The sequence below is a fragment of the Paenibacillus sp. FSL H8-0259 genome, assembly GCF_037963255.1.
GTDB classification, from domain to species: Bacteria; Bacillota; Bacilli; order Paenibacillales; family Paenibacillaceae; genus Paenibacillus_AQ; species Paenibacillus_AQ phytohabitans.
Window position 1 is genome coordinate 7,095,191 of record NZ_CP150147.1, and the last position, 26,882, is coordinate 7,122,072.

Here is a 26,882-nt window from a genome sequence, read left to right on the forward strand (position 1 = left end):
TTGGACCTCCCCGTGCGCAGGAATGCTGGCCGGATATTCGGCCTTCATTTTCCTGCCACGGCTATCTCAATAACCGGCTGTGTCTCCATCGAGACATTCCCTGCCACAGCTCTGGAGATCATACAGGACTCCTCTGCCATATGTGCCAGCCGCTCTGCCTTCTTCAGCTGGGACGCTGTCGCATCTGCCTGGAGCACCACCCGCGGCTTGTGTACGATCCGTTCGTACGTAAATACATTATTCGTGACATCTACCGTCGCCTCTGACTCCAGTGTCAGTTCCTGTGGTACAATATCTGAACGCTCGAGCATCGCTGCCAGTGTAATCAAATAACAGGTCGAGGCTGCCCCCAGCAGCATCTCATCAGGATTCGTTCCGGTTCCCGGACCGCCCATCTCCTGCGGAATCGAGATTACCGTGCGGAGTCCGCCTGCTTCGATATGCCCCTCACTGTTTCGTCCGCCGTTCCATACTGCCTTCAGGTGAAAAGGATGCTTCATCTCCCTCAATCCTCTCTTGTTCATTTCGGATACTTATACATTCTTCTCAAGCACTCCCGCCCCGCCGTAGCAGGCCCTGTACAGCTTTGGTCTAAATGCGTCCAATCCGCCGGTTCTCCAGCCGTTGGTCTGCCTGTTTGTATACATGGTAGATCATCTCGGTCAGATTCACGATTCCAAGAGACCTTTCTTCCAGCACAGCGTAGGTGTTGGACCCCATATCACAATTCATACGGGCACCGTCAAAATATATCCGTTCCACCGGCGTATGCCCATGAATCACCGGCCTGCCGTTCGTTAATGTAAGCAGCTCTTCCCGCGGCTGCCGGTAGAACTCATATTCCGTCATCCACAGAATATCCCGGCTCTGCTGCTCCAGAGGCTCCACTGTACAAAGTCCGGCATGTGTATACACAAATTCTTCATCTGCATAATACAGGGGCAAGGAGTAAGCCCATTCCATATGCGCCTGCCGCTCCTTCTGATCGGAAAAAGCACGGGCAAAGCTCTCAAGCGTGTCATGCCCGCCATGGCTCAGCCAGAGCTTGTCACCGTTTTTGATGTAATCGCCCATCATTTCTTCATGATTGCCGATGAGCGCGTGAACCTGGCCGGGATGCCGGTCCGTGAGTTCTTTAATATATTTTACTACACCTGCCGAATCTTTCCCCCGGTTAATCATATCCCCGCCAAAGACCAGCTGATCCCGTTTCAAGTCAGCCCCGGCATGCCTGAGCAGGAGCTCTAACCCCTCTTTGTCGCCATGGATATCTGTCATGAAGAATTTGCGCATGATGTCCCTACTTTCTGCTGAATCCAGTCTACCTCATTAACAGATATAATGCATGGGTCAGTGCTATTCCCCAACACAATACGTAAGGAGATTAATATTTATATAGCTTAATGATTAATTAGATGAGCGGAGCACGGCAGACTCCCGCATTAATCCCCAGGCTGTTATAGTGCTGTTTGATATTAATAATCGCATGCCCGCTTATGACCCGTGATACCAGATCCTCGACCGGGTTAGCATCAACCTGTTTATGCTGAAGCAGCTGTTCGACGGTATGTTTAATTTCCTGCGGATATATATTACCAGCCACACTTGAGAGACCCTTACATCCGCCTGTGACGAAATTGTCCACAAGCTTGACATCTCCTGCAGCAAACATGATGAAATAGTCCGGGTAAGTTAGCAGCAGATGACGCTCCAAATCACCTGTTTCTTTATAGCCAACGATGTTGGGGTACCGGTTAATTAACGAATGAAGCGAGTCTGGAGTCAAATCGAACCCGGTCCGGCCGGGATTATTATACAGGGCCACCTGCTTGGTCGTATGGCTAAGCAGCTCTTCCACATAAGCAACTGCCTGCTCCTGCGTGGGCCGGATATACGGAGGGAAACCGATCAGAATTACATCGATTACGGAGGTCTCCAGCGCCTTCACCAGACGTACCGCATCCCGTGTTCTTATAGCGGAAGCCCCGAAGACAAGCTCAATATCCTGAAAGCGCTGCTGGTCAAAATATTCAATGATCTGCAGTCTCTCCTCTATGCTCATGGAATGCTGTTCACCGGTACTTCCTGAGACAAGCAGTGATTCTATACCGTTCCGCTTCTGATACTCTACAATGGCCTTAAATCCGTCAACATTTAAGCTTTCATCCTCCCGGAAAGGAGTCGGTATAGCTACATTTAAACTTTTCATCGTATATTCCTTTCTATGGCGAGCCAGACAGCTAGGATCTGGACAGGAATTTGTCTTCCATTGCATCGAGGAGCGTGAACATCAGTTCATTGGATGCTTTTACTTTCTCAAGCTGATTCACCATCTCAGACTGCGTTTGAACATACTCCTCCCGCTCCAGCTGCTCGGCACAGTTACCGATGATTTTCCGGATGCTGGGGTCATTAACCTCCAGATGAAACTGCAGGCCGGCTACATAATCCTCATATTCAAAACACTGATGGGTACAGCCCAAGCTGAACGCCAGCCTCTTGGCTCCGGCGGGTAAGCTGAAGGTATCTCCATGCCAGTGAAACGGTACAAACTGCTCCGGGAACGCTTTGAAGAAGGTAGACGATTTGGCCTCCCCGGTCAATCTCACAGGGAACCAGCCGATCTCGTTCCACTTGTTTTTATAGACTTCACCGCCGATTTGTTCGGCAATCAGCTGGGCTCCCAGACAGATTCCAAGCGTCAGCTTGCGCGAGCGGATGGCTGCGTCAATAAAGGATTTCTCCCCCTTCAGCCAGGGGATCATTTCCTCATCATTGACTCCCATCGGTCCGCCCATGATTACGAGCATATCAAACTCATCAATAGATGGCAGAGCCTGTGCTTCATACATTAAGGTTGTTGTAAGCACATGCCCTCTATTCCCGGCCCAGACTGCAATTTCCTCCGGCGCTTCAAAAGGGACATGCTGCAGGCAATGAATTCTCATCTCTCCACCTCATTCAATAAATTTTCAATGACCTACACTCACACCATCTTCCTCTAATGTAAGTATGTTCTGCGTTGCCTGGAGGAGTCCTCCCTTAATAATAAACAATCCTATGTTTTTTCCTGCTCCAAAGTACAAAAAAAGTCCTGACGAATCAAGGGCTGCTTGATCATCAGGACTGTCTTTCCTGTAGCAAAAGGTATGGCTTTCTTTTATTTTTCTTTTACGGCAGGTTCATAGATCAGACAGCGCAGCATCTTACTCGGATAGCGGAACTCCGCATTATATTTGCTGCCGTCTTCCAATAACACATCCACTGCTACCATCCCGCGTTTGTTGTTCACCTCAGTATCGGTCAGATAAGCTTTGACTATCTTTCTTTTCTCTCCCTGCTTGTCCTTCACGACCTGAGTAGCTTTATTGATCCAGCTGTTATCCTTGAGGATGGCAGCTGCGGCAGCTGCGTCGATAGGCGTTCTTTTCAACGCCCCATTAATGGCTGTCGTATCCACTGCGATCCCGGTCTCCGGATCGATCTGCACATCATATTCCCAGAATTCCTGGCCTTGTCCGCGCAAGGTAGATGACTTGTACGGAGCGAAGTGAACCCTCCAGGTTGAACGAAAGCCATATTCCTGTTCAGGTAGAGCAACATAGGTGTTTAGCTTGGACACATCAGCATCATACAGCCTGCGCACACTTTCAGCCGCCAGCGACTCTACTTCAGACTTGCTATACTTCTGCGGAAGGGGAGGCGCAGTCACATATCGTTTGGATAATACATAATTCAAGCGGGAGTACCAGTCGATCAGTTGCAGATGCTCTTCATCGGTCCAGGTCTTCTCTGGATAGTGGTACGTATTGGTATTCATATCCAGATACAAAGCGCCCTGACCCGGCGCTAGGGGCATTGGCTTCTGGGGCCGTACGCCATCATATACATACTGATCTTGCAGAACCAGATGGCGTTTCATTTCCGAATCGGTCATTTCCCGGCCTGAAACATTGGGATCACCCGGCTTCTCTATATAATCATAGATCTGCTGGATTTGCACCTCGGTCATCTGCTTAAGCAGATCATCATTCACGGTAGATACCGGCGCCGGTGCTTCCACCTTCAGTACAGGAACCGTACTTCCTGTCAGATTAAGCTGGCTATTGCCCTGCGTTGCCGTACTGTTCTTAGCGACGACTGCAGAGTTCACCAGGCTGGGGACGAGAAACGCACTGGCTGCGAATACACCTCCAGAGACTAAGATTACAGCCATCGTAGCCGACCATTTCTTTGTGTTCAATTGTATTACCTCCATCGGATTAAGATACTAACTCTGTCTATACCTTAATCCCGGGATGTTATAGAGTAGAGGGGCAGTTGTTATGGAGTTGTAAAAAGATGCGGATGCTGGTCCCTTGTCCAAGGACAGAATGCAGCTCAACCCTGGCCTCATGCGCCTCGGCAATCTGCCGGCACAAGGACAGGCCGAGGCCAGCATTGCCGTAGGTCCGCGAACGTGCCGGGTCTGCGCGGTAGAACGGCTCGAACGCACGCTTACTCTGCTCTTCCGTCATGCCGGCTCCGCTGTCTTGCACTTCCAGCACCCCTTCCCCGTTCTGCTCAAAGGCCAGCAGGCGGATGATGCTGCCTGGCTGGGAGGCAGGAATGGCATTCTCAATCAGATTTACCAGAAAGGATGCCAGAAGATCCGCATCTCCCCACACGGCGGGAATAGAGCTGTCCATCTGCAGCAGTAATCCGTGCTCTGCTGCCTTCTGCAGCTCGGTCTGCGCTACCTCCTGGAACAGGGCTGCCACATCCACCTCTGCCTGCACCAGTGGCTGATGCCGCAGAACGGACAAATCAAGCAGCTTGAAGGCCAGATTCTTGAGCCGGACAGTCTCAGTTAAAATATAGTGACCGGCCTTGACCTGATCTTCCTGGCCAATATTCGCCGAGCTGAGAAGTTCAGCAAATCCCTGCATACTGGTCAGCGGCGTCCGCAGTTCATGGGCAAGATTATCAACCATCCGCTGTTTATCCTCAGCCATGCCTGCAAGGTCCGTCATCCGCTGCTCCACCACAGCAGCCATCCGGTTAAAGTTGAAGGCCAGCTCCCCGAATTCATCCCTGCTGTTCAGCTCCACACGGTTAGAATAGTTACCTTCGGCAATCGTTTTGGTCGTCTCGGACAGCAGCTTGAGAGGCCTCGTCAGGTGCCGGATCAGAAGGTAGAGCAGCAGCACCAGCAATGGACCGACGATCCAGTTAATCATCACGAAAAAGCGGTTAAGCTCCTGCTGCTGGGCATACAGCCCGCTGATGTCGCGCTTGTAAGTCAGCTCCAGATGCTGATAAGGAGCAGGGAGCGGCATAGCCAGCGTCATCACATGCTCATCCTGCACAGCGCTCTTCCCTGCCTGATTGGGGTAGATAAGCTGTCCGTCCTCCCGCAACTCCAGTCCTATTCCCTGTTTGCGGTAGTGTTCCCCATACGACTTAGCCACACTGACCATCAGTGCAGGGGTGAGGGTTAGGCCACGTGTCCGGATCGAATCCAGATTCTCGTATATATTGTTGGTGATGAGCAGCTGTTCACTGGCCGCACGCCTGGTTTCGCTATCCATATTCAGCTGCCAGCTTTTTTTCATCACCATTATCACACTTACATCAAGAGCGGCTATGAAGAGAACCAGGACGGCGAGCAGAATCTTATGCCAGAACCGCATGGCTAGACCTGAACTTCCAGGCGGTAGCCCAGCTTGAATACAGTTTTGATCCGTTCTTCCCAGCCGAGCTTTTTGCGCAGCTGGCGGATATGAACATCCACGGTGCGGGTGTCTCCGGCAAAGTCATAACCCCAGGCCAGCTCCAGCAGCTTTTCTCTCGAAAGGGCGATATTCCGGTTACGTATCAGTACTTCGAGCAGCTCAAATTCTCTGGTGGTCAAATCAACCGGCTGCTGATCTACCCGGACCTGCCGTTCCGGAAACCTGACTTCCACCGCATCGCAAATAAAAGCAGGGGCAGCCTGTTCATTCCTGCGCAGCACAACGTTAATCCGGGCCAGCAGCTCCAGAATTTCAAACGGTTTGATTATATAATCCTCCGCACCCAGCTCGAAGCCTCTGATGCGGTCGGAGAGTGCATTTTTGGCCGTAATCAGAATGACCGGAATCCGCAAAGGAGCGATCTGCTGCATCACTTCAAACCCGTCGAGACCGGGAAGCATCACATCGAGCAGGATAAGATCCGTCCGCTCCTGTTCCAGCATTCCGGCAACCTCTGAGCCGGTATACACTTTGGAATACGTGTGTCCAACCAGCTTAAGATTCATGGTTATCAAATCGCTGATCGGCTGTTCATCTTCAACTACTAATATATGAGCCATCTACTAAATATCCTCCTGATTCCTGTAATAGCAAAATGTTCCGTTAACTATTTAACCTTTATCATATCAGATTTCAGAGTGTACATGACATTTCACAGTGTACTTATGGATTCTATGGTTATACAAGTGGCGCCAAACGCAACAAAAAAGCCATTGTCGATTACTCAACAATGGCTTCATGTGCTTGGCAACGTCCTACTCTCCCAGGACCCTTCGGTCCAAGTACCATCGGCGCTGGAGGGCTTAACGGTCGTGTTCGGGATGGGTACGCGTGGAACCCCTCCGCTATCGCCACCAAACGGGCATTTACAGCGTAAATGCTTCAGGAATTGATTCCTGAAAACTGAATCCGAAACGAATCTGCGCTCTAAGAATTTGGATAAGCCCTCGACCGATTAGTATTGGTCAGCTCCATGCATTGCTGCACTTCCACCTCCAACCTATCTACCTCGTCGTCTTCAAGGGGTCTTACTAATTGGGAAATCTCATCTTGAGGGGGGCTTCACGCTTAGATGCTTTCAGCGCTTATCCCGTCCGTACGTAGCTACTCAGCCATGCTCCTGGCGGAACAACTGATGCACCAGCGGTACGTCCATCCCGGTCCTCTCGTACTAAGGACAGCTCCTCTCAAATTTCCTGCGCCCACGACAGATAGGGACCGAACTGTCTCACGACGTTCTGAACCCAGCTCGCGTACCGCTTTAATGGGCGAACAGCCCAACCCTTGGGACCTACTTCAGCCCCAGGATGCGATGAGCCGACATCGAGGTGCCAAACCTCCCCGTCGATGTGGACTCTTGGGGGAGATAAGCCTGTTATCCCCAGGGTAGCTTTTATCCGTTGAGCGATGGCCCTTCCATGCGGTACCACCGGATCACTAAGTCCGACTTTCGTCCCTGCTCGACTTGTAGGTCTCGCAGTCAAGCTCCCTTATGCCTTTGCACTCTGCGAATGATTTCCAACCATTCTGAGGGAACCTTTGAACGCCTCCGTTACTCTTTAGGAGGCGACCGCCCCAGTCAAACTGCCCGCCTGACACGGTCCCCGTACCCGATTAGGGTACTAGGTTAGAACCTAGATACGATCAGGGTGGTATCCCAACGGCGCCTCCGCAGAAGCTTGCGCTCCTGCCTCACCGGCTCCCACCTATCCTGTACAGATCGTACCCAAATTCAATATCAAGCTGCAGTAAAGCTCCATGGGGTCTTTCCGTCTTGTCGCGGGTAACCTGCATCTTCACAGGTATTAAAATTTCACCGGATCTCTCGTTGAGACAGCGCCCAAGTCGTTACGCCATTCGTGCGGGTCAGAATTTACCTGACAAGGAATTTCGCTACCTTAGGACCGTTATAGTTACGGCCGCCGTTTACTGGGGCTTCGGTTCACAGCTTCGGGTTTAACCCCTAACCACTCCCCTTAACCTTCCAGCACCGGGCAGGCGTCAGCCCGTATACTTCGCCTTGCGGCTTCGCACAGACCTGTGTTTTTGCTAAACAGTCGCTTGGGCCTTTTCACTGCGGCCCCCTCGGGCTATTCACCCTACCGAGGCACCTCTTCTCCCGAAGTTACGAGGTCATTTTGCCGAGTTCCTTAACGAGAGTTCTTCCGCGCGCCTTAGAATTCTCTTCTCGCCTACCTGTGTCGGTTTGCGGTACGGGCACCTTCTCCTGGCTAGAGGCTTTTCTTGGCAGTGTGAGATCATGACCTTCGCTACTACAATTTTCGCTCCCCATCACAGCCCAGCCTTAGTGATGTGCGGATTTGCCTACACATCAGCCTCACTGCTTAGACGGACATATCCATCAGTCCGCGTCACTACCCTCCTGCGTCACCCCATCGCTCATAGCGGATTACGGTGGTACAGTAATTTCAAACTGTTGTCCTTCGACTACGCCTTTCGGCCTCGCCTTAGGTCCCGACTTACCCTGAGCGGACGAGCCTTCCTCAGGAAACCTTGGGCTTTCGGCGGATCAGATTCTCACTGATCTTTTCGTTACTCATACCGGCATTCTCACTTGTATGCTGTCCAGCGCTCCTTACGGTACACCTTCAACCTGCATACAACGCTCCCCTACCCCAGATGCAAAGCATCTAGCCATAGCTTCGGTGGTGTGTTTAGCCCCGTTACATTTTCGGCGCAGAGTCACTCGACCAGTGAGCTATTACGCACTCTTTCAATGGTGGCTGCTTCTAAGCCAACATCCTGGTTGTCTGTGCAACTCCACATCCTTTCCCACTTAACACACACTTGGGGACCTTAGCTGATGGTCTGGGCTGTTTCCCTTTTGACAATGGATCTTAGCACTCACTGTCTGACTCCCGGCAAGAAGTTAATGGCATTCGGAGTTTGACTGAGCTTGGTAACCCTTGCGGGCCCCGCACCCAATCAGTGCTCTACCTCCACCACTCCATTCACCGAGGCTAGCCCTAAAGCTATTTCGGGGAGAACCAGCTATCTCCGAGTTCGATTGGAATTTCTCCGCTACCCCCACCTCATCCCCGCATTTTTCAACATGCGTGGGTTCGGGCCTCCAGTGCGTGTTACCGCACCTTCACCCTGGACAGGGGTAGATCACACGGTTTCGGGTCTACGTCCACATACTTAGTCGCCCTATTCAGACTCGCTTTCGCTGCGGCTCCGGCTTCTCACCTTAACCTTGCATGTTAAACGTAACTCGCCGGTTCATTCTACAAAAGGCACGCCATCACCCATAGATCGGGCTCTGACTTTTTGTAAGCACACGGTTTCAGGTTCTATTTCACTCCCCTTCCGGGGTGCTTTTCACCTTTCCCTCACGGTACTGTTTCACTATCGGTCGCCAGGTAGTATTTAGCCTTAGCAGATGGTCCTGCTGGATTCATACGGGGTTTCACGTGCCCCGCACTACTCGGGATCCGTCTCGGAGAGAACACAGTTTAGGCTACAGGGCTTTTACCTCTATCGCGGGCCTTTCCAGACCTCTTCGCCTACCATATTCCTTTGTAACTCCATGTGAGACGTCCCACAACCCCAAGAGGCAAGCCCCTTGGTTTAGGCTGTTCCGCGTTCGCTCGCCGCTACTGACGGAATCACTATTGTTTTCTCTTCCTCAGGGTACTTAGATGTTTCAGTTCCCCTGGTCTGCCTCTGCGTATCCTATGTATTCAGATACGAGTAACTGCGAATTACCACAGCTGGGTTTCCCCATTCGGACACCCCCGGATCAAAGCTTGCTTACAGCTCCCCGAGGCAGTTTCGTTGTTCGCCACGTCCTTCGTCGGCTCCTGGCGCCTAGGCATCCTCCGTGTGCTCTTATTAGCTTAACCAATGCGTTTTCCGTTAGGAAAATCGCTGTAGCAACTAATAACTATTCCAACTTGCTTACACAAGTTTCAGCTAAAAGATGTTCTAAAACGCAAATTCGTTTCGGTATCCAGTTTTCAAGGATCAAGGTGCTGAAGTTTCGGGACAATCACGACTGTGATGTTCGAAAATTCAGACAATTTAAAGATGAGAGCTTAAACTCTCAAAACTGACCAACGAGTGAGTGTTTGAACCCTAAGGTTCGTTGTGGAAGCTTACGCTTCCGATTTGAATGTCACCGTTGCAGGTGACGATTCTCCATAGAAAGGAGGTGATCCAGCCGCACCTTCCGATACGGCTACCTTGTTACGACTTCACCCCAATCATCTACCCCACCTTCGGCGGCTGGCTCCCTTGCGGGTTACCCCACCGACTTCGGGTGTTGTAAACTCTCGTGGTGTGACGGGCGGTGTGTACAAGACCCGGGAACGTATTCACCGCGGCATGCTGATCCGCGATTACTAGCAATTCCGACTTCATGCAGGCGAGTTGCAGCCTGCAATCCGAACTGAGACCGGCTTTGCTGGGATTGGCTCCACCTCGCGGTTTCGCTTCCCGTTGTACCGGCCATTGTAGTACGTGTGTAGCCCAGGTCATAAGGGGCATGATGATTTGACGTCATCCCCACCTTCCTCCGGTTTGTCACCGGCAGTCACTCTAGAGTGCCCAGCACTACCTGCTGGCAACTAAAGTCAAGGGTTGCGCTCGTTGCGGGACTTAACCCAACATCTCACGACACGAGCTGACGACAACCATGCACCACCTGTCTCCGATGCTCCGAAGAGGGGCACTATCTCTAATGCTTTCATCGGGATGTCAAGACCTGGTAAGGTTCTTCGCGTTGCTTCGAATTAAACCACATACTCCACTGCTTGTGCGGGTCCCCGTCAATTCCTTTGAGTTTCAGTCTTGCGACCGTACTCCCCAGGCGGAGTGCTTACTGTGTTAACTTCGGCACCAAGGGTATCGAAACCCCTAACACCTAGCACTCATCGTTTACGGCGTGGACTACCAGGGTATCTAATCCTGTTTGCTCCCCACGCTTTCGCGCCTCAGCGTCAGTTACAGCCCAGAAAGTCGCCTTCGCCACTGGTGTTCCTCCACATATCTACGCATTTCACCGCTACACGTGGAATTCCACTTTCCTCTTCTGTACTCAAGTCACCCAGTTTCCAGTGCGCCCCCAGGTTGAGCCCAAGGTTTAAACACCAGACTTAAATGACCGCCTGCGCGCGCTTTACGCCCAATAATTCCGGACAACGCTTGCCCCCTACGTATTACCGCGGCTGCTGGCACGTAGTTAGCCGGGGCTTTCTTCTCAGGTACCGTCACTCCGGTAGCAGTTACTCTACCGGACGTTCTTCCCTGGCAACAGAGCTTTACGATCCGAAAACCTTCATCACTCACGCGGCATTGCTCCGTCAGGCTTTCGCCCATTGCGGAAGATTCCCTACTGCTGCCTCCCGTAGGAGTCTGGGCCGTGTCTCAGTCCCAGTGTGGCCGTTCACCCTCTCAGGTCGGCTACGCATCGTCGCCTTGGTGAGCCGTTACCCCACCAACTAGCTAATGCGCCGCAGGCCCATCCCCAAGTGGCAGATTGCTCCGCCTTTCATTCTCTCTTCAGGAGAGGAAAGAAATTATCCGGTATTAGCTACCGTTTCCGGTAGTTATCCCAGTCTTGAGGGCAGGTTGCCTACGTGTTACTCACCCGTCCGCCGCTAAGCATGAATGGAAGCAAGCTTCCATTCAAACTCCGCTCGACTTGCATGTATTAGGCATGCCGCCAGCGTTCGTCCTGAGCCAGGATCAAACTCTCCAAATTGTATTTAGAAAGAGCGATTGCTCATTTTGAAACATCTGACGAGAATTTTCATTCTCTTTTTTGGAAGTCACTTTCGTGAATTCCGATACTCACTCGTTGTTCAGTTTTCAAAGATCAAGCTCGTTGTCAGCGCCGCTCATCGCGTCACCAGCAACTCTTATAATATATCACATCCAGCCGATCAATGCAAGCTCTTTTTTTCAACTTCTTTTCGAGCTCGGCGTTGATGTTTCGCGGCCAGAAATAGAATATATCATGTATGGATATTCTATGCAAGCATTATTTTAAAACTAGCATAGCAGATTTCTTCTTATAGCTGCTTCTTTTTCTTTGCCTCAATATAATCTCTGTATTTATCATGTAGCTGAGAATTCCGCATGATCGATTCTCCAGTGTGCTTGTCTATTATATCGGCTTCAAACTTTAAACCTTTGTAACGGGGCTCTTCTATAAACTCAACTTCTGCTGGAGTAGCACCACTAGATCTTCAGCTGTATCCCAGACGAGGGGACGGATTTCTTGCAGGTGTACCCAAAGTTTATCAGCATCCTCGCTCTTAACAGTCCAAACCACCGGGACGTTCAAACCAAGCGCATATCCCGCTGCAAAATACACCGCAGGGGACTGACCGGTTACATCGGCGATAATCAGCTTGCTGTCCGCTATAGGCTTCAAAGAATATTCTTCGCCTTCCTGTGCAAGCACGCGGGGTAGATAGCCATACTGCTCGATCTTAGGCAGCAGCTTATCCAGCCACTCCGTGCGTAATTCCTCCTCATTCGGCAGAAGAACGACGCATTGCTTTATTTTCCCACCTCCGGTGATTGCAGCGGCTTCGCCCCATCCCTGCGCGGTAAGCTTAAAGGTCATACCTTCCCTTATCAGCAACTCCTCACTTCTCAGCTTATCGATGATATAGACCAGTTCTTGCAGATTGGGAGAGTAGGTCAGGTTATAGCTGCTGGAAAGGGGTTGAATGACAACCGGCTCCCCCGGACCCTCGGAATGTCTATACAGATATTGCAGCAGTCGGTTTCCTTTATCTTCAAGGGTCACAGGAATAGTCGGAGAATTCAGAATTGAATCCAAATCTCCAGCACTTAGAATGACCCTCTCACCACAATCTGTCTTCTCCCGGATATACGCCGATACCAAATGAAGCATTTCACGTTTCTGTTGTTGTGAGAACGAAAGTATGGATTCATAGCTGTCTCTCAGCAGCTTATAGAACCCCCCGGGTGAACAGGAGCAGTCTGCATACCGATCGTAATCGCCTTCAGCTGTAATCGGGACAATCTGATCGCAGAACAAGCAGTGTTTTTTAAGCATAACAATTTACCACCTCTTATGAATAGCTATCATCCTACCTTACCAAGATTGTTATGAAAAGTAGACAAGCAGATGTTTCCTTAAATGGAATAGTCCCTTCCCCGCCCAGCCGGATTTGCTCCCATAAGCTGCTTTCCAAGCTGAATCCCGCCTTTACCACGCTGGAGAATATCGCCCAGGACCTGAAGTAGAACATCTCAGTTCCACCAAAAACGTACGGATGTCGATTGTAGAGTTTCCTCCCGGTGCCATGATCGGGGATGCCCCTCATGCGCATGAAGGACAGGAAGTGCATGTGGTCATTAGAGGAAGAATATACGCCGAGCAAGGGGAAGACGGAGCTGAGTTTGCTGAGGGTGATTCCTTTAGCTGGAACGCCTGTACACCTCACTTAATCAAAAATATTGGCGAGGAGACAGCAATCGTGCTGATCTCCATCTATACAGAGAATGAGAATGATCAGGAGCTTATATGATGTAAAAGCCCGCTCCCAAGCCAGTTAGGCCACGGGTGCGGGCTTTTGCCAATCAACAAGATGTAAATCAAGGCCGCTTACTTAACTATATTACTGCTGTAAAAAAATCTTATACAGAACCTGAGCAGCTTCTGCTCTGGTTGTCGTCCCGCCAGGACTCAGGCTTTCATTCCCCCGCCCGTTGACGAAGCCCCTCTTAACCATTGCAGCCATATCGCCCGCTGCGTACTTTGCTACATTAGAGCCATCTGTAAATTTCTTGAGATCCTCAGCTGTACCGGCCTGCAGGGTTCTGCCTGCTGCCCGCAAGGCCCGCATGGTCAGCACAGCCATATCCTGTCTTGTAATTTCCGTGTCCGGCTGGAAGCTGCCGTTCGAGCCCAATGCGATTCCAAGCACTTTGGCGATTCCAATTTCATTATAATAGCGGTCTGTACGCTCAACATCACTGAAGTTTGTGCTATATTCCGCAGTAAGCTCCAGTGTCCTTACCAGCCAGGCCAGATACTCACTTCTTGTAATCTTGTTGCCGGGATTGAAGGTTGCCTCAGATGTTCCTTCAATGAAGCCTTTGGACGCCATCGTTTCAACCGCTGCCGCATACCACGAATCCTTGATTACATCATTGAAGCTCTTCCTGGTATACACAATTGCATATTCACCGGCATTTGCCGCTGTAAATACCATGACCTGCCCGGCAGCATCGTATTCAGCATTGTCGATCTGAACAAGCTTGCCGTTTGCATCAATATACGATACAGCTAAATATTTGGCGTTTGCCAATTCTTCAGCACCTGAAGCATATGGCAGTCTGATCTCTGCCGGTGCATTCAGGTTATTGGCTGCTACTGCCACCCCATCCATTTGGACAGCCCATTCAATAACAGGTCTGCTGCCAATCATGGCTTTTGCCGCTGGATCAAGCTTGGAAGCATCCGCCCGGCTAAGTGTCAGTTCCACACCCTTGGCGCCCGCTCCTATACTCTTCAGCATATTGGAGGGCACTATAATTGTGCCGATTTCCGTAGCAACTTCTATCCTGATATTGCCTATAGCAGAGGCTAGTGCAGCTGCGGGAAGCTCAACCACATAGGCACTTGCTCCCTCTGCTTCCGGTATTACCACTCTAACCGTCTTAACATTCCTGCTGTCTGCTTGCGCATGCTCCAGCGCCTTATTAATATCAGCCTGCCGGATTGTGGCCGCTTTGGCTATACCGGATGCCGGATCCGCCGTTGGTGCCTCAACCTTAATCAAATGTCCTTCGACTTTGATGGTTACAGGAGTCGGCGAAGGTGTCTTGACCGGTGCTGCAGCATCCGCTGGTGCAGATGTAGGCGCCGGTTTTGGCGTTGGTGTAGAGGTTGGCAATGGGGTTGGATCCGGCGTTGCAGTCGGTCCAGGGTCTACAGCAGGATTGCTGATGACGACTGTAAGGGATGGACTCGCATAATGAATTGCCGTTTCCTTCATTCTCACTTCGTAGGTTCCGCTGCCAAGACCTGTAACCTCTTCACCTATGATGGCCATCCAGCTGCCAGCGTCTCCTCCCTCCTGCCGGTATTCCATCGCCGGATTCACACCGGTGATCTTGCCGTCCTTAGCGCCGCTTGCACTGACATCCACACCTTTGACCTCTGTCCCGTCCGGTGGATTCTGTTCCTGCTTGGTTCCGTCAGGAACTACGATCAGGATCACAGAGCTTGGATTGCTGGTATCCGTCCCGGCGTACCGGAGTTCATAACTCCCGGCCTCCAGACCTTCAATGTTGGTTCCACTGACCGGGATGAATAGTCCGCCATCCACCCTGCGGTATTCCATATCGGCAGTCACATGGTCAATCTTCCCGTCGTTTCCGCCTGCCGCTGCAGGCGGCGTAATCACCAGGCCATCTGCTGATGGCGCATCTCTGTCTTCCTTGGCCTCATTGCGGATGTCTACAATTACCGGCGGGCTTGCTTGCAGCCCTTCTGCCGCTGCGTACCGGATCTGATAGCTGCCCGGCTCCAGATCACCGATACTTGTACCGGTAACAGGCACATAGTTCTCATCGCCAAGCTTCCGGTATTCCATGGTGCCGTTTACGCCCTCGATGATCCCCTTTGCTCCGTTATCCGAATTGGCGTGCGTGATCACCCACCCTCTTGAATCCGGTGCGTCCTGTTCCTGTATCTGCCCTTCCGGAATGATAACTTCCTTATCCAGGCTGGCACTCAGCGAACCTGTCTCCATATACCGGACATAATATTTGCCGGCGGTGAGGCCTATAATCTCGGTTCCAGTGATTGCAGTATATTCTCCTGCGCCGTCCTTCTTATACTCCATTTCTGTGGTCACACCAGTCAGCTTGCCGTCATCTCCATGGAGAATAGAAGGTGCAACCCCTGCGGGAGTTACCGGTGCAGGGCGATCAGGATTGGATGCGGCCTGTATAACCTCCCATTCCCACAGGCCAACGCCGTTATCGCCTGCCGCGGATTGCTTGGTCAGGGTAACCCGCAGTGCCTTAACCTCCAGTACTGATTCAAACGTATACGGGTTCGAGGATTCCCCCGGAGTATGGTCAACCACCTTGATGCCACCGGTTACCGTACCGGCTGTCACCCATTCATTGGTGACACTATCAAGCGGGATATAGGAATACACAACCTTAGTAGGCGGCATGATCCCGCCCGCATCAGACCACAGCACCAGGTTGGAGCTTTGGATGGCAGCACCCTGCGGCCATTCATATTGCACCCATTCCTCTGCACCTTCGTGGCCCCATGTTCCCCAGTGCGGGATGCTGCCGCTATCTTTCTTCCCGTCATTTACCGCAGCCAGACTCTCCCACGGTGAGGTGTAACTGGAAGAAGGATTCGCCAAGAAAGCCATATTGCCATCACGCGGACTGAGCAGACGCAGATCGGCCAGCAGTTTCTCAAGTGCCTGGGAAATTTCCCCAGCTGTGGCATTCATATTCTTGATCACAGCGGAAGCTTCCGCCTTCGCTGCATCAACCGGCGCAAGACCCGGATCTATAAAGTTTGAAGCATTTAATGTATTTACATAGTTATATACCTTAACCAGCTCTGACTTATCTGCCGCCCCTGTGTATCCGTATACCTTCCATTCCAGAATACCGGAGCCATTAACAGAAGGCTTCATGTCGATGCGGACCCCTGTAATATAGCCAGGCTCAAAGGTGGTTGTATTGTATTTATTAAGCTCGTTGCCAAGTCCCTTCAAGCCCCTCGGGGTATACCATTTCCCGTTCTCATCGCGAAGCATTAACTGCATATCCTTCGGACGGAAGTTTCCGCCGCCGTCCTGGAACACATAGACATCCATGGAAGAGGCCAGGAATGGCTGATCCCATTCATACGTCACCCATGCCGGATCTCCTTCTCTTCCCCAGTTATGCCATGCGCTGTTCACGGCACCGCGGTTCGGTGAGAAATCTGCCGAGCTCTTAGGGTCAATGCCGTTATTCATCGCTTCCGGATACCCGTCGCCGCCGGAGAAGCTGGCAGAGGCTTTGGCTGTCGGCGCCGCATTCTGCAGCCCTGTATTCACGACATATACGGTGACCCGTACCTCCAGCTCACTGCCTTGGACTGTACCCTTCGCTTCGAACTGGCCTGTACCCGCATAGCTGCCCGGATCAATTGCCTCCCAGGCAATTTCCCTCTCACTATATCCGTCCCCGGACAGAATATTCACCTGTCCGGGAAGTACCGGGGCGGTATCCTTCCTGCTCACTACACTGAGTGCACGGTAGGCATCAACGGTATCTTCCTTAATCTCAATCGTTACATCCTTGCTGGCTGACTTGTCTCCGTCTGCCGCAGTGAAGGTAAACACATACGTGCCTGCCTTGCTTACACGGGCATAAGCCACTGCTTTGTCGCCGCCTACAAAGGAAATGTCCGCTGCGCCATCCGGCTGTTGCTTAACAGCCCATGTATACGTCAGCTTGGACTCAGCTTCCGCACTGTGTACCGGATCTGGAGTTGCCGCGCCGGACAACACCACAATACTGTTATTGGCAACATCCTGGGCCGCAGTCACCTGGCCAATAGCCGGAGGTTGTTTCTCCGGCGGTGCAGCCAGCTCGAAGGTCACTTGGCCGGAACCGCTCTTCTGCCCGTCACTCACACTAAGCTTAACCGTATACGAGCCTTCTTTGGAACCGGTAGCCTGTGTAATGCTTGCCTTCGGATGATTGAAGCTCAGCTTGCCGCCTTCAGGCGTGCTGACGACTTCCCATGTGTAGGTCAGTTTCCCTTCCGGCGCGCCGTCATCGGTCACAATCCCGTTCAGCATAAATGGAATCAGTGCCTGCGGAGTTTGCGTCGCCAGCTCTGCAGTCATCTGCGGAGCTGCATTTTCGCCACCGGCTGACTTCTCAATGGTCAATTCAGCACTCGCCGCACTGTCCATCTGGAACATCGCCACGCCTTTATTGCTCTTCACATAGAACTGCCCGGCAGCTGCGCCATTCAGCTTGAGGTTATAATAGCCATTCTCCATTCCTGATCCGTCGAACGTAATCCGCGAAGCATGCTCCTTTTCAGTAGGATTCAGGAGCTGCAGCGTAAATCCCTTGCCGTCTTTTTGAATTTGTGCACGTTCAATTTTATCGCTTTCCAGAGCCAGATAGATGTTCTCGTCGATCAGATTGATCCGCTTACCGAAACCGTCCTTAGGCGTAATGTGGTAGCTGACGCCATCGTCAGTGACCTGAGCGCCATATCCGAACAGTCCGAATACCGGATCTGTCACAATATCGGAGCTGATGCTTAGCAAAGAGCCATAGAGGCCTTCCTCAGATTCACCGGAAAAATCATTCCAGCCGTTATGCATGACGCGCGAGCCGCCATCGTATACGTCCTTGGTGCCGGTGCCTCCTTTATACATCGAATATCTCCAGGAGGTGCTGCCAACAGAATCCGCCGTGATTTGCCCCATGTTGACGGCATTGAAGTTCGAAAGCTTCGCCGCATAGTTGCGCTGCTGCGCAATCGCGGTCTGCTCCACGGACCTGCCGTCATCCTCATAGCGGAGCCAGTCATCCATAATGTATCCGGCTAATGACGCCGTATATTGGAAATTCCACCAGCCTTCGCCGCCGCGGAAGACCGGCACAGAGTAATGGAACCAGGTAGGCTGAATACCGCGCATGGCACGGGTTTTCCAGTCGGCCATTTCCATACTTGCCTCAGCTGCTTCTGCACGCCCGTCCGCAGGGTAGTAGGTACGCAGCGCCTTAGCTGCAGCATAGGCCCCTTCCTCGCCGGTATTATCATATTCAAATTCCGACCCGTAAGGATAATTGGCGTAAGTCATATTCCGTCCCTTATCGAGGGCAAACTTCTTCTGCAGATTGGCTGACTCGGCCGGCATTCCTTCTTCTTTCAGGGCTTCAATGATATCCGGAATCTGCTGCTCGCCATAGAAGCCGATGGCTCCGGTGGAAACACGCTTATAATAGATGTTATAAGCCTTCTCCAGATAGAACTGCGGAGATTCCCGGTACTCGATCAGATTGGGATACGCCTTCTGAATCCGGTACATATTGAAGAATCCGGTCGCTTCCATGATCTCGGAGAACGTTCGTGTATAAGGCTTGTCTTTATCGGTGTACGCACCGGAATCCTTCAGCCAGTTCGCAACGATATAACTGTCTTGCGTATTCTTCATGAACCGTTCCCACATGAAGTCAATCAGGTAATTCTCAATGGAGCGGATTTCATCGGGATCCGGAGCTAGGTAGTTCTTCATGGTCATGAAGTTGATGTTATCATGGCTCCAGTCATCTCCCCAGTGGCTTGTGCTCAGGTCAATACCGCTTGTAAGATACCAGTCGAAGTAGTTGCCGTAAGTCGCACTTTCCGGGTCCTTGTCCTGTGTTTGCCCGGCCATAAACCCGGAATGGGCTTCCGAAGTGGCATCCAGCTCGGCCAGAACATTGAATTCATACTGGGTGAATTTATCCACCCATTCATTACCGGCCTTCAGCTTATACTCCACACGCACGCTGTTATTGCCGATGGAGCCAAACTGAAGGGAATAGATATGATGCTGTTCGCCATTCACAATCTTGGTCTCCACAAACTGGGACGATTCTGCGTAGCCCGCATTCCCGTCTGGAAGCCCGCGGCCGGTCCGGGAATTATCGACCATATCCTCCCTGCTCTTGCCGGGCTTGATATCCGGGATATGCGCTTCGTCAAACGGGTCATTCTCGTCCACATTCTGAATATCGATCGACTGTACATCAACGATACTGTCATCATAGTGCAGATCCAGCTTCACAGGCATATTGATCGCTGTCTGGAAGCCCGGCACCGCTACGGCATCAATGATGCCTGATTTGTACAGGATGGACCGGAGGTTAGTCTCCCGGTCTTCCATCGAAGTTGAACGGTTATTCGGACTTTGGGCACTTTCCTGCGGCGTGTTGTCGCCGGCCCGTACCGCTGAGAATTTGAACTTATACGTCTTCTCCTGATCAGGTGCCAGCACCAGGCTGGAAGCATCGGTGAAGTATCCGCGGCCGGTTTTCTGGATGTCCTTGGAGTGGATATACAGAACATTCAGCCCCGGATACCAGCCGCCGCTGTCGCCTGTCCAGTTCGCGAATGTATCCGCAGCACGCTGTTCTCCTGCTTCATGCATCCAATAATCTACATACTCGATGCGCGCGCCGCTATCCGGCACCGGGGTGAACAGCATGAAATTCCCTTCCCCGCTGGTGCGGATAGCATAAGAATACCCGCTGTCGGCGCCAGCGAAATTATGCACAGTCACACGGTCATCATAGGTATCTGATAAGGTCTGGTATTTATTATTCCAAGGCATAGGCAAGCCGATATCCCCGAATTCGATATACTGGCTGCTCTTGTTCTTCACGGTAATTTCCCATAGCAATGAACCGTCATCCGTCTCCATATCGAAGACAGACTTCACATCGAAGCCTTTCATCACCCGCTGGGCGGTAGAGTCCAGGTTCTGTCCGATATAATTGACTTCGACCTTTTTCCCGTCTGCTGAAGCCGATTTGTCTATATAGGGGTTATCCGGATTGATGGCCGAATATTGCGTAGATCCCCCGGCGGCCAGTGTTTTATTGGTGTCTACTTCTACGAAGCCATCCCTGTTATCAGGAAATACTTCACTGGCACCGGTACGGTATGAAAAGAGCATTTCACCCATCCACTGGTGCTGGATCCCATTTTGCGGCGATGTAGTGTTAGGCAGCACGAAGTTGATTGGTTCCCCCTGTTTATTGGCAGGGTTATTGTTAATATACAACTCCTCAATTTGTCCCAGATCTCCGACTTTGGCAGACAGGCTGGCATTGGAGATTTCATCCTTTACTGCGGTCACCGAAGCAGAAGGCGAAGCACTAACCTCCAGAGGCAGCGTTTGAAAGACCAGCAGCAGCGCGATCGCCAGCGGCCTCATTTTCATAGAAATGATGGTCATCATAACCTCCTGTATACATGTCGTATTAACAATCCTTTGTATAAGGGGAACAGACTAATTCTTTAAGCCGGTAAGAGTAATACCCTCTACGAAATACCTTTGACCGATTAAGTAGAAAATGACGCCCGGAGCGAAGGATAAGCAGGTTGCAGCCATCGTTAAAGACCAGTCGCTTTTCAACTGGCCCCGGAAATTGGTAAGTCCAAGGGCTATCGTATATTTATCGCTTGAATTAATATAAATCATCTGCTGGAGCAGATCATTCCATAGTGTGATGAAGATAAACAACGCGACGACGATCATAGCCGGCTTGATGGCAGGCATGATGATATTGAACAGGATGCGGAAATATCCGGCACCGTCGATGGTTGCTGCTTGATCAAGCTCCCGCGGGATCGACATGATAAACTGGCGGATCAGGAAGATATTGAACGCACCGCCGCCGCAGAAATACGGAAGTATCAAAGGCCAATAACTGTCACTGAAGCCCAGCCCCCGCGTCCAGCCGATATAGAGGGGAATAAGCGTAACCATCGCAGGCAGCAGCATGGACCCCACACATAGTGCCCAGATCAGATTTTTGCCGCGAAAACGCAGTCTTGCAAAGGCATATCCGCAGAGCGTAGCCGTAAATGTACCTGCCAGACAGGAAGGGACGATAATCACCATCGTATTCCATAGGTACTTCCAGAATTTAAATACCTGCAGGGTCTTCTCATAATTGGAGAACAGCCAGTTGTCCGGGATCAGCGAGGGCGGATATTTGTAGATCTCAGCGTTCGTCATAAGCGATGTGCGGAAAATCCACCAGATCGGAAAGATAGCCAGGATGGCGAAAAGGATGACGATGGCAAAAGTTATAATGTTCAGGGTTCTGTCTCTGCGTTTCCTGCTTCTAAGTCTGCCGTATGCCGCTGTGCTCATTTGTCATCGCCTCCTTCATTGTAGATCCACCGGCCCGATGTCTTGAACAACACTGTGGTAAAGACCGCCAGTATGGCAAAGATAATCAGCGTCGTTGCGCAGGCATAACCCAGCCTGTAATTTACAAATGCCTGATCATACATCAGATAGGTCAGAAACCGCGAAGAGTTGCCCGGACCGCCATTCGTTAACGCCAGCGCAGGTGTTACAACTTGAAGGTTGGCGATCAGGCACATCAACAGGTTGTAGAAAATAATCGGTGTCATACACGGAATGGTAATGTGCCGGAAGCGGTGCCATCCGCCCGCACCGTCCATTTCCGCTGCTTCATGGTAGACCACCGGAACGTTCTGCAGCCCCGCCAGAAAGATAACAATCAGGTTCCCCGCCAGCCAGACTGAGATCAGGGAGAGAGAAGGGACGACAAAGCTGGAATCAGCGATAAACAGAATTTTGTTCAGTCCCAGCTCAGAGAGGACATAGTTAAAGAATCCGAAATTCCCCTCGTACAGCCAAGACCATCCTACGTAAATCGCTGCAGCCGGCAGCACATAAGGCACATAGAACACAGCTCTGAAAAATCCCCTCGCCGGAATTTTCCGGTTCAGCAGCAGCGCAATAAACAGGGAATAAATCATGCTTCCGGTTACAGATAGCGCTGCAAAATAGATCGTCGAGATAATCGAGTCTTTAATGTAAGGATCGGTGGTGAAAATTTTGATGTAATTGTCCAAGCCAATGAACACAGGGCTCTTGAGTCCGGTCCAATTCGTCAAGCTGATGCCCAGCACACCGACAAGCGGCAAATACGTCAGGAAGATTAATCCCAGAAAAGCAGGAATCAAACAGATATAAGCAACACGCGCCTCGGCTGAAAAAATCCGGGAACGCCGCTTCTGCAGTGGATTAATGGTTTTCATCTTAATGGTTTCCATACCTTGCTCCCCACCTCATGGTTAGGGGGATAACCACCGCTTCCAGAATACCGGCGGTTATTCCCCTGCCCTATTATTGATTGCCTGTATGAGCCGCCTTCAAAGCCTCCAGATTCTTGGAGATCGCATCCTTGGCCGTTGTCTTACCGGTCCAGACATCTCCCAGTATTGATCCGAGCAGCGTATTAAAGTCCGTTGTATAGTTCGTATAGAACCATGCAGCAGGTCGCGCGGCAGGAGACTGCGCATAATCGACAACGGCTGACTTATATTCGTCATACGGAGGGAAGTTTGGATTCTCTACCCATTTGCGGGTAAGTGCTTCATCCTTATACCATTTATCCAGCGTTGGCATCCAAATACCTGAAGAGATGAGTTCCCAGTTGTTTTCTTCGGAGTTGTACCATTTCAGCCATTCCATCGCTTCTTTGGGATGTTTGGTTTGGGAGAATACCACATTGGCACCGCCTGTGCTGATGGTGATTTTATCCTTCATATATGGCAGTACAGCTACGCCATAGTTCAGTCCTTCTTCTTTTGCCGTATTCAGGCTGGTTCCTACATTCCATTGTCCATTAGTTGCCATAGCAACAGTACCGGCAATAATCGTGCGCTGGATTCCATCATCGGTCTGTCCGACGGACAACGGGGCAACATGATCCTTCAGGTACAGATCAGCTACCCGCTGAATAGCTTCAATGCTTGCATCCTCCCCGACCTTAACCTCTGTACCATCTTCGGAGTAGAAGCCCCCGCCATTACTGAGTGTCCAGGCTTCCAGCTGCCACGGAAGATTCTCCACAGAAGCCCCAAACTGGACGATGCTCTGTGCATTGAAGCCATCCTCACCGGGATGCTTGCCGTTCTTATCATTCGTCAGCTTCTTCGCGGCATCTACGAATTGATCCCATGTCCAGGCCTGATCCAGTGCAGATGGAGGATACGGTACGTTCGCTTTATCGAACATGTCTTTATTATAGTAGAGCAGGAGAATTTCATTGGCCGCCGCATAAGCTACGGGCTTGCCCTGATATTTGTAGGCCAGGCTGTCCAGCGGCTTGCTGTCGCTTCCCTCGTACATGGCACTTACATCATTCAGCATCCCTTCAGAGGACCATTGAATGACTCCGTCTTCCTTCAGCATCCCTGTATCCGGCAGCTGTCCGGCTGTTGCAAGCGTATTCAATTTCGTCATGTAGTTCTCCCAGGGAATCGCCTGCACCTCCACTTCAATTTTATCCTGGGAAGCATTGAACCGGTCTGCCACCGCCTGGGTTGTATTCCCTTCAGCTGCGCTGCCCCACATAGAGTAAATAATTTTGACCTTTTCGGCAGATGCTTCAGGTGCTTTGGTAGCTTCTGATCCGGGTGACGATGTGCTTGTGTTATTGTCTGTATTAGCCTCATTGCCCCCGCATCCAGCTGCACCTACTAATAGTGCAGTCAGGATAAGACCTGCCCCTAGTTTCCTTCCTGTTCTCATAGCCTCTGATCTCCCTTCGAAATTAGCTTGAATTTGTATGTCTATCCATTTAACCCGGGCTTTAGAGTTAAACGTTTAACATAAAGTCTAAAACCATTCGAATAAAGTGACTTTCCAAGACATTCTTTACGCTGTTAACCACTCACCGTATAAATAACGCCAGTTTATTTTAAAGCCAATCTTTTAAGGAAGCGCTTACTTTATTATATCACCCGTAGTTTAGATTGAAAAACGACTATTTCAACCTATATTTATGAATTTTCAATCAGTGTAGTTAGTTAAACGTTTAAATTTATGCTCGTTCAAACTTCCCCCCGGTAAACAATACACTCTTGAGGCTTTCCCCTGCCGTTGAAACGAATGACAGCCCTTGCTCCAGCATCACATATCTGGCCGGATATGCAGCATAGCTTGTAATCTCCCAGCCCTTCTCTGCCGGCTCAATCAACCCATTTACACATCGCAGCTCTCCTTCGCTATCTGTGTACAGATAGGTGGTTGAGCCAAAGCCGAGCAGATATGCGACGAGCTCCTCTCCCATATCCCAGTCGTCCCCTTCAATATTGGAGAACAGACTGCTGAATAACGGATCACTCGACTTCTTAAATATGGATTGGCCAAAGCGGTTACGGGAAAGCTCCGGCATATTTAAATTCGGGGCGGCAATGCTATACGTAGAAGCTGCCTCACCGGGCTTAAGCTTGCGGGTTGTTGAATGTACATTCCAATCATAGCAGTTAAACATCGCCATTGTTGCCCGGTAACCGGCTTCCAGCAGGCGTGCATCTCCAATCGTTTCATAAGAAGACCGGGCGGCACCCGCTACCAATCCTCCCCATAACGAATGCGTCATGAAGGATAAGGCCTCCCACCAGCGGTCCGGAGCATTGGCTCTATAATCATTGCTGAAGCCGATATTGGCAATAATCAGCGGGGCATACCGTTCAGCTTCATCGGTTAAACCAGCCAGGCATAAGGCTTCACAGGTAAGTCCAAAACCGGCATTATCATAGAAATGCTCCGTCACGGCTCCTTGATACGCCTGCGCACCCTGCTTCAGCCCTTCCACCAGCGCTAACCATAGTTTGCTAAGCTTATCATGCCAATACGTTAATGCGTTCTTCCTCAGGTCCGCTAACAAATCTGCAATATACAGAATGAATACCCCTACAAGCTGCGATTCTTCCTGCTCACGTTTATTCCGGTGACACTCCGGGTCCAGCCTCATACACATGACCTGAGCGGCCCAGGTCAGATACATTTCCGGACTTCCGTAATATAAATATGATTGATCAAATTTGGACAATAAATAATACACGTGGCCGATATAGTCAAAATCATATATACGGTAAAAGGACCCGTAAAGCGGTTTGGGATGCAGGAAATCCCCCTGTTCAAACCAATGGTATTTTAGATCAAGGAAAGCAGACAGCTCTACTTTTCTGACTTGTGCCGGTACAGGGGGCGATAGAAGATTCTTCATCAGAATGAAAGCTAATTTACCAAGCGATTCTCCTTGATTGGATAAAGGCAGAAATGAATAGGGACGGGTTACTGAGGCTGTATTAAAGCTGTTGTCACATAACCATTCGGCCCGTCTCTCAAGAATCTTATGAACAGGCTCGAGGACATTGCCGATTAGCACATCACATTTGCCGTTACTGAGCTGAGCAACCAGCTTGATCTCCCCCGCTGACTTCAGCGGCAGAACTGCGCGTAACCGATTAGATTTTGCTGCGGGAACGATTGTGAATTCACTTGAGATATCCGTCTCGTTAACAACGCCTGCTTCACCGGTTGCGCTATACATTTTTACCGACTGCAGCGTTTCCTGTTCCGGCAATTCTACTTCGGCAATAAATTTCCCTTCAGTAGTAGTAACGGACGAGTAAGTCCAGCCCGGATGTCCGTACTTGAGCGCTTTAGTATAGAAATCCGCCTGCCCATTAAATGTTGTAAACACAAATGACCATTCTCTTTCGCCATAAGGCTCTAAGGTGACAGGTGCGTAGCCGCCATAGATCCAATCACTGTCTGCCGACTGCTCAAGCGAGCTTCCATCCTCAATAAATGACAACCTGTGGTAGAGCATTCCATCCAGTGACGGGGAGACCTGTTCCAGAAAACGATTGACATAACTGCAATATGTACCAAAGGCAGCAATACGTTCCCCCGTACTGTATATAGCCAGATGAGGTGCCTCATTACTTCTGCGTACTGCTGCAAATTTGCTGAAATCCCCGCCGATATGCGGAAATACTGCGCAGGAATGCCTGATATTCCTCATGACATCACGATCACGGAACATGATATAGGCCAGAGAGAACCAGCTGTGAAATCCATTGATTCTGATGGCTGCTGCAGCTGGATTTGAACAACGGATCTTCCATGTCCATTCTCCATTGTTATTCAGCAGATATTCATATTGAACTTTAAATTTATCATGCACAAAGGTTACAGTAGCCGATGTATCACCTGCAACTTCAATGTAGGGCTGCAGGTTAGCGCTTTCAATCCGTTCATCATTAACCATAGCCGTCCACTGTCCAAAAGGCTTATGCTCCTGAGCGTAGCCGGCCTCCTGGACATAACCTGCATCAATTACCCAGTTCATCCTTACGGGATCATCTGTCATACGGAGGGATTCGACCGTTCCTTCTGTTGAGAGGTTTACTTCAAACGTATCATTACGAAGCAGTCTCAAGTTCTCACTCCTATCGGTTTAATTTAAACGTTTAGATTTCGGGTTAATATTACCACAGTGTAA

The 26,882-nt window shown here is 50.7% G+C and carries 13 protein-coding genes, 3 rRNA genes and 1 pseudogene; 1 reads left to right on the forward strand and 16 read right to left on the reverse strand.

What is annotated here, in order from left to right; translation table 11 throughout:
• Window positions 1-44: 44 nt before the first annotated feature.
• From NSU01_RS30355 to NSU01_RS30405, 11 genes are all read right to left on the reverse strand, one after another.
• Complete coding sequence (locus NSU01_RS30355) at window positions 45-500, reverse strand: OsmC family protein (RefSeq protein WP_076248810.1); 456 nt, start codon at window positions 498-500, stop codon at window positions 45-47.
• Window positions 501-591: 91 nt separating this feature from the next.
• Window positions 592-1,293, reverse strand: a complete 702-nt coding sequence (locus NSU01_RS30360; protein WP_076248812.1) for a metallophosphoesterase family protein — start codon at window positions 1,291-1,293, stop codon at window positions 592-594.
• A 118-nt stretch (window positions 1,294-1,411) separates the two neighbouring features.
• Window positions 1,412-2,209 carry a dihydrodipicolinate synthase family protein gene (locus NSU01_RS30365; RefSeq protein WP_076248814.1) on the reverse strand — a complete coding sequence of 266 codons (798 nt, stop codon included), beginning with the start codon at window positions 2,207-2,209 and terminating at the stop codon, window positions 1,412-1,414.
• 31 nt (window positions 2,210-2,240) lie between these two features.
• Entirely contained in the window at window positions 2,241-2,948 is a 708-nt protein-coding gene (locus NSU01_RS30370) for a type 1 glutamine amidotransferase (RefSeq protein ID WP_076248816.1), read from the reverse strand.
• A 212-nt stretch (window positions 2,949-3,160) separates the two neighbouring features.
• On the reverse strand, window positions 3,161-4,243 hold the full coding sequence (locus NSU01_RS30375; RefSeq protein WP_083705774.1) for a hypothetical protein: 1,083 nt from the start codon (window positions 4,241-4,243) through the stop codon (window positions 3,161-3,163).
• Between the two features lie 58 nt (window positions 4,244-4,301).
• On the reverse strand, window positions 4,302-5,672 hold the full coding sequence (locus tag NSU01_RS30380; RefSeq protein WP_076248821.1) for a HAMP domain-containing sensor histidine kinase: 1,371 nt from the start codon (window positions 5,670-5,672) through the stop codon (window positions 4,302-4,304).
• A 2-nt stretch (window positions 5,673-5,674) separates the two neighbouring features.
• Window positions 5,675-6,334, reverse strand: a complete 660-nt coding sequence (locus NSU01_RS30385) for a response regulator transcription factor (RefSeq protein ID WP_076248823.1) — start codon at window positions 6,332-6,334, stop codon at window positions 5,675-5,677.
• A gap of 182 nt (window positions 6,335-6,516) precedes the next feature.
• Window positions 6,517-6,633: ribosomal RNA gene (gene rrf, locus NSU01_RS30390) — 5S ribosomal RNA — on the reverse strand.
• Window positions 6,634-6,709: 76 nt separating this feature from the next.
• A 23S ribosomal RNA gene (locus NSU01_RS30395) occupies window positions 6,710-9,640 on the reverse strand.
• Window positions 9,641-9,941: 301 nt separating this feature from the next.
• A 16S ribosomal RNA gene (locus NSU01_RS30400) occupies window positions 9,942-11,499 on the reverse strand.
• Together the 16S, 23S and 5S rRNA genes form the textbook arrangement of a ribosomal RNA operon.
• A 447-nt stretch (window positions 11,500-11,946) precedes the next feature.
• Window positions 11,947-12,828: a hypothetical protein gene (locus tag NSU01_RS30405; RefSeq protein WP_076247697.1), complete on the reverse strand. Its 882-nt coding sequence runs from the start codon at window positions 12,826-12,828 to the stop codon at window positions 11,947-11,949.
• A 217-nt stretch (window positions 12,829-13,045) separates the two neighbouring features.
• Between NSU01_RS30405 and NSU01_RS30410 the strand changes: the two are divergent.
• Window positions 13,046-13,303: pseudogene (locus tag NSU01_RS30410) on the forward strand (cupin domain-containing protein); the annotation flags it as partial.
• A gap of 90 nt (window positions 13,304-13,393) precedes the next feature.
• Here NSU01_RS30410 and NSU01_RS30415 read toward each other — a convergent pair.
• The 5 genes from NSU01_RS30415 to NSU01_RS30435 form a co-directional block, all read right to left on the reverse strand.
• Window positions 13,394-20,776 carry a DUF5695 domain-containing protein gene (locus NSU01_RS30415; RefSeq protein WP_083705709.1) on the reverse strand — a complete coding sequence of 2,461 codons (7,383 nt, stop codon included), beginning with the start codon at window positions 20,774-20,776 and terminating at the stop codon, window positions 13,394-13,396.
• Between the two features lie 51 nt (window positions 20,777-20,827).
• Window positions 20,828-21,697 (reverse strand): carbohydrate ABC transporter permease, encoded by an 870-nt coding sequence (locus NSU01_RS30420; RefSeq protein WP_042139908.1) that lies wholly within the window; start codon window positions 21,695-21,697, stop codon window positions 20,828-20,830.
• On the reverse strand, window positions 21,694-22,632 hold the full coding sequence (locus NSU01_RS30425; RefSeq protein ID WP_231575227.1) for a sugar ABC transporter permease: 939 nt from the start codon (window positions 22,630-22,632) through the stop codon (window positions 21,694-21,696). The genes NSU01_RS30420 and NSU01_RS30425 overlap by 4 nt, the downstream gene beginning before the upstream one ends.
• 73 nt (window positions 22,633-22,705) lie before the next feature.
• A complete protein-coding gene (locus NSU01_RS30430; RefSeq protein ID WP_042139909.1) occupies window positions 22,706-24,115 on the reverse strand; it encodes a sugar ABC transporter substrate-binding protein in 1,410 nt (469 codons plus the stop codon).
• Between the two features lie 292 nt (window positions 24,116-24,407).
• Window positions 24,408-26,819, reverse strand: coding sequence for a hypothetical protein (locus NSU01_RS30435; protein WP_076247701.1), 2,412 nt, complete (start codon window positions 26,817-26,819; stop codon window positions 24,408-24,410).
• Window positions 26,820-26,882: the final 63 nt, after the last annotated feature.

What these genes read in the sequence shown, in the direction of transcription:
- NSU01_RS30420 (WP_042139908.1), bottom strand. Translation starts at nt 21,697, where the DNA reads ATGAGCACAGCGGCATACGGCAGACTTAGAAGCAGGAAACGCAGAGAC.
- NSU01_RS30365 (WP_076248814.1), bottom strand. Translation starts at nt 2,209, where the DNA reads ATGAAAAGTTTAAATGTAGCTATACCGACTCCTTTCCGGGAGGATGAA.
- NSU01_RS30360 (WP_076248812.1), bottom strand. Translation starts at nt 1,293, where the DNA reads ATGCGCAAATTCTTCATGACAGATATCCATGGCGACAAAGAGGGGTTA.
- NSU01_RS30415 (WP_083705709.1), bottom strand. Translation starts at nt 20,776, where the DNA reads ATGATGACCATCATTTCTATGAAAATGAGGCCGCTGGCGATCGCGCTG.
- NSU01_RS30370 (WP_076248816.1), bottom strand. Translation starts at nt 2,948, where the DNA reads ATGAGAATTCATTGCCTGCAGCATGTCCCTTTTGAAGCGCCGGAGGAA.
- NSU01_RS30380 (WP_076248821.1), bottom strand. Translation starts at nt 5,672, where the DNA reads ATGCGGTTCTGGCATAAGATTCTGCTCGCCGTCCTGGTTCTCTTCATA.
- NSU01_RS30405 (WP_076247697.1), bottom strand. Translation starts at nt 12,828, where the DNA reads ATGCTTAAAAAACACTGCTTGTTCTGCGATCAGATTGTCCCGATTACA.
- NSU01_RS30430 (WP_042139909.1), bottom strand. Translation starts at nt 24,115, where the DNA reads ATGAGAACAGGAAGGAAACTAGGGGCAGGTCTTATCCTGACTGCACTA.
- NSU01_RS30425 (WP_231575227.1), bottom strand. Translation starts at nt 22,632, where the DNA reads ATGGAAACCATTAAGATGAAAACCATTAATCCACTGCAGAAGCGGCGT.
- NSU01_RS30385 (WP_076248823.1), bottom strand. Translation starts at nt 6,334, where the DNA reads ATGGCTCATATATTAGTAGTTGAAGATGAACAGCCGATCAGCGATTTG.
- NSU01_RS30355 (WP_076248810.1), bottom strand. Translation starts at nt 500, where the DNA reads ATGAAGCATCCTTTTCACCTGAAGGCAGTATGGAACGGCGGACGAAAC.